Origin of the sequence: Aureispira anguillae, from assembly GCF_026000115.1 — a bacterium.
GTDB lineage: Bacteria > Bacteroidota > Bacteroidia > Chitinophagales > Saprospiraceae > Aureispira > Aureispira anguillae.
The window spans coordinates 4,402,417-4,418,521 of sequence record NZ_AP026867.1 but is presented as its reverse complement, the minus strand read 5'-3'; the positions used below and the strand labels follow the sequence as shown (position 1 = coordinate 4,418,521).

Here is a 16,105-nt window from a genome sequence, read left to right as displayed (position 1 = left end):
GAGTATAATATATATACGGTTGAGACATAATTTGTCTCACTTTTTGTCTCAGCGTTTCAGTATGACTATGACATCATAATAATAGATTTATAAGCTACACAATTATATTGCCATGCTTCTGATATGACAAATTAGAAATAAAAGAAATGAATTAGCTATTTGGGTAAAAGTTTTATTACTTTCTTAAAAAAGTTTCAAACCTTCTACACTTAATAATTAATAGATGCAACTAAAACTATTTATATTCTTTTGTCTGTTCCTATCTTTTTCTTGTAATCTTCAACGAGGAAAAATAGAGAAAGAATTAAGTCCTTATGTTCAATCATTTTATGAAAATAAAGACGATTATCTATCTTTTACGGAAGCACTTAAAGACGCTGGATTATTGCTTAAGAGCAATAAATTAGAATTGTTAGACCTGTCTAAGTTATCAAAGGATTTGCAAGTGCAACTTGAAAAACTAGGTATTAGAAAAATTCAATATGGTAGGCATCTCACATGTGATGCGATGTTAGATGATTCAAGAGAAGTGTTTTTTTATTTAGAAGAAAATATTGCAATATGGTATTGCGCTTGTAGTAGGCAAAGCGATAAGGAGTATTTTGATAACAATTTTAAACTGCGAGGTTATGAAGGTTTAATTGATTTCTATTCGATAGGATTAGGTTGGTCTTTCGCAATGGCTAAAATTAAGAACTAGATGTACATGTGTTTTTTTTATGTCACAAATGAGAAATAAATAAACAAAAAAAATAACAGTATGTCTTCAAAAAAAAAATTCTCCAAAAATACCATTTTATTTTTCCAACATCCAACAAACGGCAAAAATGCTCCTACTAATACAGATGTAATATAGTTAAGTAGTTAGTTGTTAGTGTGTAATATAAAAATATAATTAGAAATAGTTTAAAAATAGTGTTGGAGCCTGTTGGAAACGTGTTGGAAAAAGGGCTGTTTTGTTGGAAAAAGGAATGAATCTCAAAACGGCTCAATTTTAGGTGTATACTTGGTTTTCCAACAAAATGGCTATTATTCCAACAAAATAGACCCCTTTTCCAACTAAAAAACGCTTGTTGGAAAAGTTAAGTAATTGATTGTTATTTGTTTATGTGTATTTGTTGGAGTGTTGGAAAAATTTCAAGGATATAAGCTTTCCAAATAAAAAAATAAAGAAGAAAAGAGAAATATGCAAAAAGTGGAAAAGTCACAACTTTATTTAGATTTGCATTTTTGTAGTAAATTTGATTTGTAATTATGGGAACGTTACTTTTTACTCGTAAAACGACATCAAAATTCAAATTTTTCAAATGAGATACTAAGCGTCCTTTTCTTTGAGTTGTTTCTCCAGTAATGCAATGATTTTATCTTTATCATCTAAAGATTTATCTTTTTGCTTCATGAGTTGTTGGTAAGTAGCGATTTGTTCTTTTAATAGGTCGTGCATTTCTTTGAACGATTTACTGACTTGGAGTTCCACCATATATTTTAAGTCGGATTCTGTTGCTTGGTGCTCTAAATCTTTATTTTCATTTTGTAATATAGTGATAGCTTCTTTAAGCGGATGGGCTCTGTCGATGGGTTCTTGATAGGGGACTTTTTCATTTCTTAAGATTGGACTATCATGTTTCTCAAGATAAAACTTTTCACGAAGCATTTCTTCTTCACCTAATAGCAGCCAATTGATATTAACGCCCATTTTAGCTAATGGTACTAATATTTTAGAACTAGGCATTGCTTCACCTCGAACGACTCTATTTAATGCAGATTGAGTAACCCCTAACTCTTCAGCGAGGTCTTTTACATATTTTTCTTGGTTAAATAGAAAAAGCTTAAAGCGGTCAGACGTAGACATTTATAGAAAATCTTAAAAAAATTAACAAAATATTTTAGTACTTTTATTGCCTTTTTGTTGTTTGAAAGACTAAAAAGGTTTTACTTTGTATTGTCAACATTAAAAACTTAGTGGAATGAGCAAAAAGTGTTGACAGAAAAAGTTCTTAATTTTAGCTGAGCAAGGTACTAACTTTTTGCTTTAGGCTAAAATATACAATGTCTTATTTATCGTGAAGTGATTCTGTGGGAAGAATTACAACGGCTGAACGGCTGCAAGGCTGTAGCTACAATACTATAACAAGGGGTTGATATAGTTAGTATAAGGTTCGATTCCTTACGTTCAACAAAAATTCCATAATTATTTAATTGCAAGTCTTCAACAAGCTACTTTTTCTATAGGGTGGCTTGGCGAAGCTTTGCCCATAACTAAACAAATATGAAAAAAGACCAATTAACAATGCAGCAACTTTTTTGCCAGTTTTTGGATGAATTGGCGGTTAGTGTATACCGCAATTTGCACAAACGAATAGGAATCACAAAGAAGATGCTCACACACATTCGCAATGCGCCCAATAATGCTACTTATGAATTGACGTTAAAGTTTGCCAAGGCCTTGGAAATGGACGCAGCGGAATTGATTGATAACTATGGCTTAGGCATTTCAAAAATAACAGTTGAAGAGTATAAAGGATTGAAATAAAAAAAGCTCCTAAGCTGCAACTTAGGAGCTAAAAAATAAATGCCTAGACAGGCAGGTAAATTCAATACAAAATTATGAAAAATTTTATAAAAAATCCTTATTCCTTAGCTCGTAAAGGAATAAGTTCTTTGATAGCCTCCGAAAGTATGGAGGCTACGCTAGATAAAAAGTTCAAACATACGACCTTTTCCAAACGCTTTTGGCTGGTCAATTTGTCGTTGATGGCTTTAGCGTTTGCCGTTCAAATTGCTAGTTTAATAACAGCTGGATTGATGTTGTACCATTACTTTGGCAATGTTCCGATGCTGTTAAGAATCCCTTTGTTATTAGTAGTTGTCCTGGTTATTGAAATTATTAAACGTATTGCCTTAGATGATGTGCTAAAATCTGCTTTTCAGTATCGAGAATTTGAACATTTTTCTTTTGTGGTATCGGTCGTTTTTGTCGGCATTAGTATTGGAATCTCTTATGGTGGGGCTTCTTTTGTAGCGGACTTAATGCTACCAGAGCCAACAGAGGTTGAGCCAATTTTAAAAAGTGATGCGAGTATTAAAGCAGATTATCAACAGCAGATTGCAGCGATAGAACAGGAACGAGATACGTTGAGAGCCACACGGCTTTATTATGGAAAGCTTAGGCACGAAGACCAACGCTCGATTGATGAACACAACAAAAGCATTAATGATTTGATTGCTCAGCAACGAGAAGAGTTGCGAAATTTAGCAGCAGCCAATGAGGGATTGACTGCGGAGGCAGACACCGCCACAGCTGGGCTGATTGCAGCCGTTATGAAAGAACGTCAGACGTTACGGCAGCAGTTAGAATATACGGTTTTAGGTTTTGAAACCTTGCTCTTATTGTGCTTGTGTTTTAGTTGGTGGTACTATGATAATTGCCGAAAAGAGCGCTTAGGCTTGGAAGAAACGACAGCCGTTGAAAATGAGGAACCAACGGCAACAACGGCAGTAGTAACGCCAGCCGTAACGGCAGCCGTTAGAGGGGGAGGAGTGGCACCCGTACTCAACCAAAAAAAGATAGGATTTATAGATTACCAGGAGCAGCCAATAACCGAAAAAAACGGCAGCCGTACGACAGTAGAAAAGGAAGTGAAATATACAAGAAAATGTCCTGTATGTAAAAAGGGGTTTATCCATAATTCATGGAATCATACGTATTGTACCGAGCAATGTAAAATTACAGCTTGGGAAGAACGGAACGGAAAAAAATACACAGGACGCACGAGTAAAAAAGCATAAACCAACCCTATAAAAACACAAGATGTATATTACAAATATTGAGCAACTAAAATCAAAGTTTGAGATAGAAACCATTGTTTCATCTCTTACGGATTGGAAAGAAGGCAGCAAAGCAAAACTTTGCTGCCCATTCCACCAAGAAAAAACGCCTTCTTTTTCAATCTCAAAATCAAAAAATATAGCAACTTGTTTTGGGAGCTGTGGCAAAACGTATACACCGATTAGTTTTGTGATGGAATACAAACAAGTTGATTTTTTAGAGGCAGTAGAATACGCAGCAAAAGTACATCATTTAGCGGTTGAATATGCCGAGAATGTAAGCGAGGAGCAGCTGGAGCAGCTGAAGAAACGCCAACAGAAAAAGGAGCAATATTTATTGTACAATCGTTTGCTGGCAGCTGCTTATTATAACCACCATCATGGAGCAGAGGAGCTGAAAGAGAATATTCAATTTGATAAAAGAAGTTTACAGGGATCAACCGTCAAAACATTTGGAATTTGTCAAACGCCTGAAGCCTGGCATTTTACTCAATCGTTAAAACTAGAGCATAGTATACTGGAGCAATTGGGAATCGTAAAGCAGGGAAAAAAGGGCTTATTTGATGCCTATAGAAATAGAGTATTATTCCCTATCCATAACCAAAGCAAGGCAATTGTAGGCTTTGCAGGTCGAGCGCTAGACGATAGCCAACCGAAGTATTTAAACAGCCCTGAAAGTGAAGTTTACCACAAAGAGCAGCTTTTGTATGGTTTGGCTCAACAGCTCTCAGCCATCAAAAAGACAAAAACCATGTATTTGGTGGAGGGTTATTGGGACGTGCTAAGTTTGTATGATGGTGGGTTCTTAGGAGCAGTAGCCGCTGGGGGAACATCATTGAGCAAGCAACAGGCTAAATTAATCAATCGCTATGCTGAACGTGTTGTTTTATTGTACGATGGAGACAAGGCAGGAATAGAGGCAGCTATAAGAAATTTACCAGCATTGATTGAGTTAGGGCTTCATGTAGATACAATCCCATTGCCCGAAAAACAAGATCCTGATAGTTATATTAGGAAAATAGGAAAAGAGGCTTTTGTAGATTATTGCAATACAAATAAGACCGATGCAATCAATTGGTACTTGGAGCATGAGCTTCAAAACTCAGACCGTGATAATTTTGCCATTCAGCGAATTAGTGAATTAGCCATTGAATTGATTGCTAAGATAAAAAATGAGCTAGTAAGAGATTGTTACATTCGTGATGTGTCCAAACTATTGGATATAAAACAAAGTGTGTTAAGCATCCAATTACGGGATAAAATGGGGGCTTTGAGCTTTGAAAGCGAACAAAAAAGTCTAAGTTCAAGACAACGGGCGGACTTGTTTAAATATGGCATGTATGAAGATGGGAATCAATACTGGTGCTCTAATGCAAAAGGGGGTTATACTTGTGTATCTAACTTTGTGGTTAAGCCTTTATTTCATTTAAAATCAAAAGACAATCCTAAGCGCCTATTTGAGTTGTTAAATAAATACAATCAAAAGGTTGTTTTAGATGTAGAGGCAGCGGTTTTGGTGGGCTTAGATAAGTTTAGATTAGCGGTAGAGGCAGAGGGTAATTATTTTTTTACGGGCAATTTAGCGCAGTACAACCGCATCAAAGGCAAGATTTATGATGAAATGAAAACTTGCTATGAAATAGACGTACTAGGCTATCATAAAGATAATTTTTACACCTTTGGAAATGGTATTTACACCATTGATAAAGGCTTTGTTCCTGTCAATAGTTATGGTATTTTAAGCTATCAAGATAAGCGTTATTTTTTGCCAGCCTTTAGCGATATTTACAAAGATTCTGACAAGTCCTTCAAGGATGAAAAGAATTTTGCTTATCAAGATTCAAAAATCACATTCAAAGATTGGTCAACGCTTTTTTGCAAAGTACATGGGAGCAAAGGGCAAATAGCAACTTGTTTTTATGTGGCTGCTTTGTTTAGAGATGTGATCCATGATTATGTAAATTTTCCTTTACTCAATTTATTTGGTCAACCAGGAACGGGCAAATCTTTTATGGGCAAGAATCTATCTTATATGTTCGGTATTGCCAAGGATGGTTTTAATTTAAATAGTGGTACGTTGGTTGGTTTTTACAATCGTTTGGTATTGGCTAGAAATTCCCTGGTGTTTTGTGAGGAATATTTTAACTCGATAGACTTTAGATTCATCCAGGGGCTAAAATCCATTTATGATGGAATAGGGCGGGAGAAAGGACAAAAGACTGGAACAAAGAGCTTGGTTAGTGAAATTTATTCGGCTTGTATGTTTGTGGGGCAAGAGTTGCCGACTTCAGATAATGCTTTGTTTACTCGTGTTATTAATTTGGCATTTTCACAAACAGAGTATACACAGGAAGAATCAGACTTAGCTGAAGAATTAAAGGCAATGCGCAAGAATGGGGAATTGATAAATATAACGGCAAAATTAAGCACTTTTAGACCATATATTGAGGACAACTATGAGGAACAATACAACCTTACTTTTTCTAAGATAAAGAAAGCAGTTGCCGCAAAAGGTATTCACACTCGATTGATAGAAAACAATGCAGCTATTTTAACGGTATTTGATCTACTGAAAGAAAAAGTATCTTTTCCCTTCAGCACAGAAGAAGTTTATCAAACTTGTATTCAAAACATTCTTAGACAAAATGACCAAATCCATAGCGAAACAGAAACGGCCACTTTTTGGGATATTATAGAATATTTGGTTAGTGCTGGGCTATTAATAGAGGGTATTGATTATAAGATAGAATCTCGTATGGATTTAAAAGGCAAAAAATTTGACCAGCCAAAGCCTCTATTGTATCTGTCTTTTTCAAAAGCTTTTCCATTGTATAGAGAACATCACAAAAGACAGTACAGCAAGGATGGGCTAACAAAATCTTCTTTGTCCCATTATCTAAAAACGAATGGGAGCTTTATGGATTATTTAAAAAGTACCCGAATTGGCAAAAAAAATACATCTGCCTTTGTATTTGATTATGATGCTTTGAATATAAATATACAAGATGAGCCGCAAGCTTCAACCGATTATGTGGCAGAGAATGAAATTTGGGCAGAGCAAGAAGCACACACCAATAAGATTGCCGAAAAGAGGAAAAAAGAGGAGGCAGAAACGGCTAAAAAACAGATGAAACTTTACAATAAAATTATAGCTGGTAAAAAGGGCAAAAAATCGAGCAAATAAGAGCGTTACAGCTATCTTAAAAAAAACATAATGAAGGGTAAAAATGAAATTATTTGCATAGGTTTTTTGTTACTTGTATTGAGCTTGATTTTAGGAGCGACTAGTTATGTTGTATAGTTCTGCTCTTATGGAATATTTTACTATTTAACCAAATACTTAAAAAAATGAGCCTTAGTGAAAATATTAAAAGAATATTAGAATTATATAAGCTAGAGGATGATGGCTTGTTGACAGCCCCAAAAGGGAAAATTCGTGAAACTCAAAAGTTGAACAAACAAAAATTATTAGAGCGGTATAAGGGAGGGGATGAAAAGTTAGCAGGGAGAGCCGCAAGAAATAAGCATGAAATTGATGTATTAATTACAGACCTTTCAAGAGAGCGAGAATTAAAAAATCCTAGCTTCTTTTATATGATTAGCTTTGATTCTCTGTTGCGCTTAAAGTCAATCTATCAATACCAAATAGAGCTGCTAGAATTACAATCTAGAGTTGAAAAGAACAAAAAGTAAATAAGAAATGATCGTATAATTAATGTTTGTTTACGATTACGCTATAAAATACAAGCCCTAGGACAAAAATTCTTTTATATCTGAAGAGTGCCTAATATATTTGTTGTAGGGAACTAAGTTGAGCGGGCAAACAGGATATGAAAATCTAAGCTAATCCAATTGCACCCTAAAAAGTGGTTTTTCTACTTCCTGTTTGCTACTCTTTTTTTTAAGTACCCAGATAGCCCACCTATCCACAATTCCACTTCACGATAAAAGACATTGATCTAATCTAAATCATACACCAATCAATGTTTTTTTTATGCCTTCAAAGAATACCGCTCAAGGAAAGAGCGACCAACCACCATTAATTGATAAAAGTATTGTACTAAGACTGATTAAAGCCCAAATGAACGGGCTACAAGAACAGGCTCAAGAACTATTAAGCAGAGAATTAATAGTTGATACAGATTCGTTGAGTGCTGATCCTGATCAAGGGGTTCAGCAAATCATTACACATGCCTCTCTAAGCAGTAGCTTAACGGAATTAAAATCATTGTACCATCAAATAAATGCGCTTTAAAATGGATTCATTAGTGAAACAATTACAGTCAGAAATAAGGGAAGAAAAACCACAAGAAACAAGAGTTGAAACAACGTTTCAAACAGAACCTCAAACAGAACCTCAAACAGAATCTCAAACAATACCTCAAACAGAGGTAGAAACAGCGAATACAGCCCAAAAACAAAGAAAAACAGCAGAAAAACAGGATTCCACACAAGCTCCAAACAATGCAGAAACAATCGAAAAAAAAACTTCAAACAATGTTTCAGACAATTCAGAAAAAACGGAAGAAAAAACGATAGAAGAGGAGGAAGATCCTTTGTGGGATTATATGATGAATGAAGACAAAAGAGCAGAGGAGGAGGAAGAAGAAGAAGAGGAAGATCCTTTGTTAAATAGTATAGAAGGGCCAGAAGATAGAACAGTAGAAGAGCAGATCGAAGAGAGTACAGGCGAGAGCCAAAAAAACTTAGATACCTTGGCTTCATTGGGGGTAGCGGTCATGGATTATTTAGATAATTCTAAAGCCCAATTGTGTGCTGCAATTGGTGGCAAAGAAGCGGCGTTTTATGCTTCCGATACAAAAGCAAAAAAGGCGCTCATCAATGCGACTAAAAACTATATACAAGAAATCGGAATTAAGCCACCTAGTCCCACTCAAACTTTTTTAATAGCAGTAGGTATGTGGTTACTCCCTTCTTTAAGTTTGGCAGGTTTTCAACGCTTCAAATTAATACGAGAAGGAAAAAGCCAACCAAGCATCACCCCCAATACAGCAGAAAACCTAATGGACCAGGAACCAATAGGAGAGCAAAGCGAGGAAGAACAGCCAGCCCCAGCGGTAGATTATACCACAACAAAAGAATATCAATCAGGCAGACGGTTATTTGGTCGCCATGCAAATGGTACTTATCGCCGCTTGAGTGATGGGGAGTATGCCAATGTTGATTTGGCAGATGAATATCCCAGTGCTGAACTATTAGCCCTACTGGAAAAAGGGTACAGTAATGCAGAAATTAGAGAAATTATATATGGTGAATAACTGAGTTAGAACCGCCAATCATTTATAAATCACACATCACAAAAATAGTATGGTAAGAACAATTTTAGAAAATCATCTGAAGACACAAGCACCAGTCATAGAACAAGACTTAATGAGCAAGGCAGGGGAGTTGTTAGCTTATGTTTCAAAAGAGCAAAATATTTCTGCTTATGGACTGAGTTTATTGTTTAAAGTAGCAGAAGGCAAACTAATTGGTCAGGTAATTACAGCGCAAGCCAAAGAGGTTTATTGCTTAGATGCTGGAGCGTTTTTTAGTGAGATGCTAACAACACAGCTGGAGCAAGCACCTGATTTATTAAAGAAGCAAATTTTAGCACAGTTGGGAGGGTCTAAAATGGAAGCGCTGTTTATTTCTATGCTTCAAAAAGATTATATGTTGATTCGCTATAATCGAAAGCAAAAATTAGAGTTGCACAAAATAACGTCAACGAATAGCGAACAAGTGAACCTCCAAGATTTTATAAAAACCGTAAAATTGTAATAAAATGAATGAGCCACTTAGAATAATAGAGACAAATACAATAACCGTTCATGAACCAATTGAACAAGAACAGCTCGGCAGATTTAGAGCCATAGCAGGTATTTTTTTAATTCGTAAAAAAGGGGAAAAGGAGGTTTTGTACATTGGTAGAAGTATCAACTTATATTGTACGATAATGCGCTTATTTCAGAGCCAAGGCAAGCTAGTACAGGAGTCGAATAAAGATTTTAGTTTTGAAATATTGACCAGCTCTCATATCTATATGTCAACAATGACATACATCTATTTAAGAAATTTCTTTCAACCTCAACTAAATACCAATTACAAACCAAGGAAACTATCGAAGGTTGAAAAAAAGCAGCGTAAGCGAATTTTAAATGCGTACCAGGAACAATCTGTATTTGATAAAGTAGGGGAACATAAAAGCGATAGTTAGTGTATAGTTTTATTGGATTTGTATTTTTTTGAAGCCATCTCATTTGAGGTGGCTTTTTTTGTATTTCATTCGAGTGTATCTATTAGTTGATAAACAAGGTATAAGACAAATTAAACTGCTATTTAAGGTATATTTAAATCTTACCTAGGGATAAAAAAATAACTGAAAAATACATCTGTTTTTTTATGAAACTTGAATTTTTTTTCTAATCCTTTAGGGTTTTTAATACTTTAGGGGCTAACTATATTAGAAATAAATAGGACTATTGTATTTATACACATGTTGGCTGTAATTAAAAACACAAAAACTAATAAAATTATGGGATGTAATAGAGGAAAAGCGTCGCCCAATGCACATGTAAAATTACAATTATTTGCAGATTCAGGTGGATACTGTCAAAAACCTGATTGTAACGCAAGCTTATTTCTTTCAATTGGTGACGACAGTTTTCATATAGCTGAAATGGCTCATATTTTCAGTGCGAGTAATAAAGGTCCAAGATCTAATAATACTCTAACAAAAGAAGATAGAGGGAAATTTGATAATTTAATTCTCCTTTGTCCTACTTGCCATACTATCATTGATAAGGCAGAGGAACAATACCCCGATTCGTTAATTAGTCTCTGGAAGAAAGAACATTCTGAAAAAATAAATAATCTTTTCAATATAAAATCTTACACCAGCAGAAAGGAGGTTAGAAAACTCTTAAATCCACTAATGGTCGAAAACAAAACCGTTTTTAATATTTATGGACCAATGACTGATCAAAGGTTTAATCCTGAAAGTGAAATGCCATATATCTGGATAAGAAAAATTCATAAAACATTACTTCCAAATAATCGTAAAATTATTAATATAATTGATAAAAATTATGATTTATTGGATGATGTCGAAATTGAAACTGTTGAGCTATTCAGACAGCATGTTAAAGATTTTGAAGATAAACATCTAAATCAATCTGACATAAATGGGATTCAATTCCCAATACAAATGAATGATATTTATAAATGATGCTATTAAATGAAGAAAACGCCAAGTGGCTAGGTAAAAAACTTAATGGTCATAATGAGGTTAATTCGATACTCTTTGATAAAAAAACTTTGCTAATAAAAATAAGTAGAAAAAAAGGTCAAAGTTTTATTTTGTGTGTAATATCTGAATCAGATGTGAAGCTTTCATTTATTAAAAAGCTTATGATGTATTTCCACAAAATAGAAACTGATCCCCATTTCATTGTCAATATTCCCAAAGAGGCTTATGTTGAAGGTGATGTCTTTACTTATTTAGATAATGCTGGTATTAATTATGGTGGTATTGGTGATTTATATAGGTTTATAAATCAATTAACTAACACCCCATATCTGAATCCAGAAGCGAATTTTATTCTTAGAGCTGTAAAGCAACACTCTAAAGTTGCAAGTATTAATAGAATTGATTCCCGAAGGTATTTAATTCGAAGATGGAATCTTCCAGAGGTAAGAATATTAGCTTTAAATGATTATGATTTCGGTGTCGAAAGTGTTCGCCTAGGAAAAGAAAAGTATAATAAGTTTGATGCAATTTTAACATCTAACCCAAATGCCAGAATTTCATTATCAGCAAGACGAGTTGCAAAGGAATTAAACATCAAAATTCTAAAATTTGGAGAATTATTAAGAGAACTGAACTTTGAATGGAAATAGAGCTTAAAAATAAACTCATACATCTTAGCCAAAAATATTTTAGTTTGAAGTTTTACCTTTTTGGCTCTTCGATAACGGATCCTCATTATAGGGATGTAGATATATTAATCCTTTATAGAAATCGAAATGACTTATTAGTATTAAAGACTGAAATAAATTTTTTTTCTAATTCTTATCCACTTGATATTACTTACCTTACATATGAAGAGGAAAAAGAGTTTGATTTTATTAACCAAGTATCAGCCTTCGAACTAAAATAACTACAGCCAACAAGAGCTATATGGCAATCCCACATATAGGGCTAAAGAAAAATTCTCGTTGTATGTCTTACTACGCAAAATCCCAGATTTTGCTTGGGGAATGCTTATATTTAGTTCGCATAACATGTGGCACTGCATATAGCAAAATATTCTAAATCAAATAAAAAAATACATGGTTAATTTAATTTTAGATACAAATACTTGGATTTATTTAGCTAATGGATTCAACCCACAAACAAATAGAAATGAGGAAAAATTGCATTTTGAACTGATTGATTGGGTAATTGAAAAAATACAAAATCAAGAATGTAGAGTATTTTCAAATTATATAATTGTGCTTGAATGGAAACGAAACAAAGAAAGTTGTGAGGCTTTGATAAAAAAGTACGATGCACAAATTAAGTCCAAAAAAAATGAATTAAGGAGTAAAAGAAGAGACATTGAAAATTTCTCTAAATACGCTGCGGAATTTAAAACATTAGAAGAGGATTTAAAATCAAAAATCGAACGAAATAGAAGTCATATTGAAAAAATCGAAAAAATCCTTGATGAAGCTACTGAAATACCTGTTGAGGATTCCCATAGAATAAAAGCTACAGAACTTGCAATAGAAAAAAAAGCTCCCTTTCATCACAAAAATAATAGTGTAGCTGATGCAATCATATTTTTAAGTACTGCCGACTTTTTTACCTATCATGAAGACCTTTGTATTAAAGATACCCTTTTCATCTCTAACAATACATCTGATTTCGGTGTAACTTCTAAAAGTACCACACTTCATCCAGACTTAGCAGAAATGGTTAAAGATAAACCAATTATTTTCGAACCAAACCTTGCAGCAGCCCTAAAACTTGGAGATTCAATAATAGCTAAATATCAAGAATACATCAACTATATAAATAGAGACTGTATAGGATGTTTAGTAACTTGTAGAGGGGAAGAAATGGGATTAGGAGAGGTTGAATTTGATTCTATTGTCAAGGTTAAAACAAACGATTCTGGATTTATTTATAACCCCAAACAGTTATTACTCGATTTCGGACCTGACTTTAAATTTACTGCTGAAGACTTAATTGAAATGGAAAATAGGTATCATATTGAAATCCAAACTGGAGAATGCAATTTTTGCGATACCTTACACTTAAGATGTGAGTGTGGGCAAGAGCATGCAGTAATGGATATAATTATTGAATGTGGCTGTGGCAAAATTTACAAAGACAGCCAAAATGGAGTTATTCTAGTTTCAGAGCTAGAAGAAGAAAAAAAAACTGTGTAGAATAATTAGGAATCAAAAGAGACTTCACCAATTTTATCTTGTCATTGGACTGAATATTCATATACAAGTTAATATTGTCAGTAAATCTAAGTTAGTGTTGGGCTAATTGTTAAATCGAGAAATTCTTTATTACTACTTGGTTGTAAAAAAAATAGCTCAAGGAATTTTCCTTGAGCTATTTTTTTCTAAATACAAGGAAAATTATCTCGTAAATCCCCCAAATCAGAAACGCCCAATTGTCTCAAGTATTCGTCCACCTGATCCAATGAATGATGGCGCAATTGAATTTGCAGTTGCTTAATATGAATACCAGCCTTGACCGCAGCAACAGCTCCCGTATGTTTCCAAGAATACAACTTATAGCGGCTTGTATCAAAACCCAATTCTTTTAACAACTCTCTGTGTTGCCGTCCAAAAGTATTCATACCAGTAGGAGACAAATAATGATTACCAGGAAACAAATATTCGTTTGGGTTTCGATTCCTTATCTTTTTCTCAACCGTAGGAAAGAAAGCGTTTGGGATGGCCACATACTGTTGTTTTTTATTCTTGGCAATATTGGCAGGAACTAAGATCTTTTGTTCTTCCAAAATCACGTCCCCGACCTTGAGCAAACGCAGCTCCGCACGAGGTCGAAGAAAGCAGTAATACACAAACTGCACAAAAAACCACAAATTAGGATTACTATTTTTTATGGCATTGCTAAGAAATGTTCTTTGGCTCTGGGTAAAGTATGCCGCTGGAGTCGGTGAAGCTTTTCGTTTTTCAATGGCTTCCATGAGCTGCTGTTGATCGCACCAGCCAAGTGCTTGAGTAATGCAACGGATATAATCATTATAAGTCGTTGGAGCTACTCTCTTTTCTTTGGTAAGGTATTCAAAGAAAAATTGATAAACATTGTCTTCCGTCCATTTTTTGCGCTGCATCCATTTTAGAAAAATATCAATCTTGGATTTTTTACATTGGTAGGTTTTAGGTCGCCAAGTAGGTTTCCTGTTTTCTAGTTCGTCATAAATCTTTTGTGAGAGGCTCTTATTGGACTTTTTAAGGTGTACTTGTAGAATTTCATCAACTAGGCGCTGCGCAGCTGCTTTTCGCCCTTTTAGGGTAGAATATTTGTTGATGTCACCGTATTTTTTGATTCGTTTGCCCTTTTCATCTAAGTAGTAAACAAACCAGCGGATAGAGAGAGAATTTTTGCCTGTATATATCTTAGGCGTACTTTTTTTTATCATTGTTCTTTTAACTTTTTTACGCCATAGCATATAAAGCAAAAAAACAATGAGACAGAAGATATTTATATTATGTCTCAATGTAATACATAAAACTCTGAAAATTAGAGTTTTATGTATGATAGTGGAGCTGGAGGGATTCAAGCTCCGCTTTCTCTATGCAAATTATTGATTTACAGTCGATTGTGATTTTTATTCGCTTTCCCCCTATATACTCTTTACTTTATATATATATAAGGGTTAAGGGTGATTATGTGCTTAAGTGTTTAAGTCGTTGTTTTGTAGCGTTTTGAGTCGCACATATTTTTCAAAACGAGGTGTGTTTTAAGCATTTTTGGCTAAAAACTAGTTGTTTTTTGAGTTTTTCAGGAGCTTTATTAGTTCTTCTTTATCTTCGATTCTTTTATTTTTATCTTCAATAGAAAGGGTAAGTAGTTTAATTTGCTGCTCTAAATGCCTAATTCTCTCCTTGTCGATTTGGTTGATACATTTACTTTTGCTCTTGTTGCTGTTAGGATCGTTTATTGGTGTGTGATAATCCTGAGCATGTCCATCTATAAACATATCTCTTTTTCCAAATAACAGCCAATCTATACTGATGCCTAATTTTTCACCTAAAGGAATTAATAACTTAGAACTAGGTAGGGTATCTCCTTTTAGTGTTTTGGAGATGGTTGTAGGGGTTACTTTTAATTCATTTGCTAATTCTTTTGCATTTTTATCTAATTCAAAAAGAATTTGTTTAAGTCTTTCGTTTATAGCCATTTGTTTGGTTTTTCGAAGGGGGTTAAATGAATTAATTCTTTAAAAATGAATTATAATTTATTAAAATAATGAATTATAATTTGCTTAATGAATAAAAAGAATCTATATTTGTGTAAGCGAGATTTAAAAAAGTATGAAAAAAGAACATGCAATCAAGCTTAAGAAAATGTTAAAATATTTACTAAGATATAAAAAAAATAGTAGGTGTCCGCAATACCAACTATTAGTTTACTCAACATTGAGGGATGTAGGGTCGAACAGTTTGAGTGACTTCTAGGAAGTGAAATATCAGGGGTGTTATTTTGGGGGTTCGATTCCCTCCACTCATCTAATTAATCCAAACAAGGTCGATGATAAAAAAAAGTACTGCAAAAAAGCGGTAGGGCATCGCCATATTTAAAAACAAATTATATGAAAGTATCAAAGCAAACATTTCGCCAATATTGTGAAAGTACGTTAACAACGCAAGAATTTAACAATTTATATGAGTTGGCAAATGAGCTACCCAATGTAAAAAAGTATAACATTACAAGAGCCTTGAACGTACCGAGTCGGATTCCTTTTGAGCTATTACGGGCAATAGCGCCAATAGTGGGAAAGACACTAAAAGAGCTAGTATTAGAGTATGATTGCTCGATAGATGTAATGAGTGTTAGGCAGTTTTTGAAGTTGCGAAAGGAAGGAGAAAAAGCGAATACTGAATTATGAAAAAAAAGAAATGCAATCAAATTCATTAAAACAAGTAATGGAAAAGATAAAATCAGGGGCTTATACTTCAGTAGTAAAAGAAAGTAGAAGAACTGAGAAAACGAAGAAGAAAGAATCTATCTAAAAGTGGAGAGCCA

The 16,105-nt window shown here is 34.1% G+C and carries 16 protein-coding genes; 13 read left to right on the top strand and 3 right to left on the bottom strand.

All coding sequences use genetic code 11. The annotated features are described in order from the left end of the window. Positions 1–223: 223 nt before the first annotated feature. Positions 224–700: a hypothetical protein gene (locus AsAng_RS17605; RefSeq protein WP_264788403.1), complete on the top strand. Its 477-nt coding sequence runs from the start codon at positions 224–226 to the stop codon at positions 698–700. Between the two features lie 615 nt (positions 701–1,315). Here the strand turns inward: AsAng_RS17605 and AsAng_RS17600 are convergent. Next, on the bottom strand, positions 1,316–1,852 hold the full coding sequence (locus AsAng_RS17600; protein ID WP_264788362.1) for a helix-turn-helix domain-containing protein: 537 nt from the start codon (positions 1,850–1,852) through the stop codon (positions 1,316–1,318). Between the two features lie 417 nt (positions 1,853–2,269). On the opposite strand from AsAng_RS17600, the gene AsAng_RS17595 reads away from it, so the two are divergent. The 11 genes from AsAng_RS17595 to AsAng_RS17545 all read left to right on the top strand — a co-directional run bounded on the left by AsAng_RS17595 (position 2,270) and on the right by AsAng_RS17545 (position 13,263). Then, a complete protein-coding gene (locus AsAng_RS17595; RefSeq protein ID WP_264788073.1) occupies positions 2,270–2,533 on the top strand; it encodes a hypothetical protein in 264 nt (87 codons plus the stop codon). 74 nt (positions 2,534–2,607) lie between these two features. After that, positions 2,608–3,789 (top strand): hypothetical protein, encoded by a 1,182-nt coding sequence (locus AsAng_RS17590; protein WP_264788402.1) that lies wholly within the window; start codon positions 2,608–2,610, stop codon positions 3,787–3,789. A 22-nt stretch (positions 3,790–3,811) separates the two neighbouring features. Then, entirely contained in the window at positions 3,812–7,012 is a 3,201-nt protein-coding gene (dnaG, locus tag AsAng_RS17585; RefSeq protein ID WP_264788401.1) for a DNA primase, read from the top strand. A 164-nt stretch (positions 7,013–7,176) separates the two neighbouring features. Beyond that, a complete protein-coding gene (locus tag AsAng_RS17580; protein ID WP_264788357.1) occupies positions 7,177–7,521 on the top strand; it encodes a hypothetical protein in 345 nt (114 codons plus the stop codon). A 301-nt stretch (positions 7,522–7,822) separates the two neighbouring features. Beyond that, on the top strand, positions 7,823–8,083 hold the full coding sequence (locus AsAng_RS17575) for a hypothetical protein (protein ID WP_264788069.1): 261 nt from the start codon (positions 7,823–7,825) through the stop codon (positions 8,081–8,083). 1 nt (position 8,084) lies between these two features. Next, entirely contained in the window at positions 8,085–9,107 is a 1,023-nt protein-coding gene (locus tag AsAng_RS17570; RefSeq protein WP_264788400.1) for a hypothetical protein, read from the top strand. Between the two features lie 49 nt (positions 9,108–9,156). Then, positions 9,157–9,609 carry a hypothetical protein gene (locus AsAng_RS17565; RefSeq protein WP_264788399.1) on the top strand — a complete coding sequence of 151 codons (453 nt, stop codon included), beginning with the start codon at positions 9,157–9,159 and terminating at the stop codon, positions 9,607–9,609. A gap of 4 nt (positions 9,610–9,613) precedes the next feature. Beyond that, positions 9,614–10,045, top strand: coding sequence for a hypothetical protein (locus AsAng_RS17560; RefSeq protein WP_264788066.1), 432 nt, complete (start codon positions 9,614–9,616; stop codon positions 10,043–10,045). A gap of 318 nt (positions 10,046–10,363) precedes the next feature. Next, entirely contained in the window at positions 10,364–11,056 is a 693-nt protein-coding gene (locus tag AsAng_RS17555) for an HNH endonuclease (protein WP_264788398.1), read from the top strand. Then, on the top strand, positions 11,053–11,727 hold the full coding sequence (locus AsAng_RS17550; RefSeq protein WP_264788397.1) for a hypothetical protein: 675 nt from the start codon (positions 11,053–11,055) through the stop codon (positions 11,725–11,727). The genes AsAng_RS17555 and AsAng_RS17550 overlap by 4 nt, the downstream gene beginning before the upstream one ends. A gap of 432 nt (positions 11,728–12,159) precedes the next feature. Next, positions 12,160–13,263: a PIN domain-containing protein gene (locus AsAng_RS17545; protein WP_264788396.1), complete on the top strand. Its 1,104-nt coding sequence runs from the start codon at positions 12,160–12,162 to the stop codon at positions 13,261–13,263. A gap of 185 nt (positions 13,264–13,448) precedes the next feature. Here AsAng_RS17545 and AsAng_RS17540 read toward each other — a convergent pair whose 3' ends face one another. Further along, entirely contained in the window at positions 13,449–14,498 is a 1,050-nt protein-coding gene (locus tag AsAng_RS17540; protein ID WP_264788395.1) for a tyrosine-type recombinase/integrase, read from the bottom strand. A 342-nt stretch (positions 14,499–14,840) separates the two neighbouring features. Beyond that, positions 14,841–15,260, bottom strand: a complete 420-nt coding sequence (locus tag AsAng_RS17535; protein ID WP_264788351.1) for a helix-turn-helix domain-containing protein — start codon at positions 15,258–15,260, stop codon at positions 14,841–14,843. Between the two features lie 411 nt (positions 15,261–15,671). Here AsAng_RS17535 and AsAng_RS17530 point away from each other — a divergent pair, with 411 nt between their 5' ends. Continuing rightward, the gene (locus AsAng_RS17530; RefSeq protein ID WP_264788350.1) at positions 15,672–15,968 is read left to right on the top strand and encodes a hypothetical protein; all 297 of its coding nucleotides are present in this window, start codon (positions 15,672–15,674) and stop codon (positions 15,966–15,968) included. Positions 15,969–16,105 lie beyond the last annotated feature (137 nt).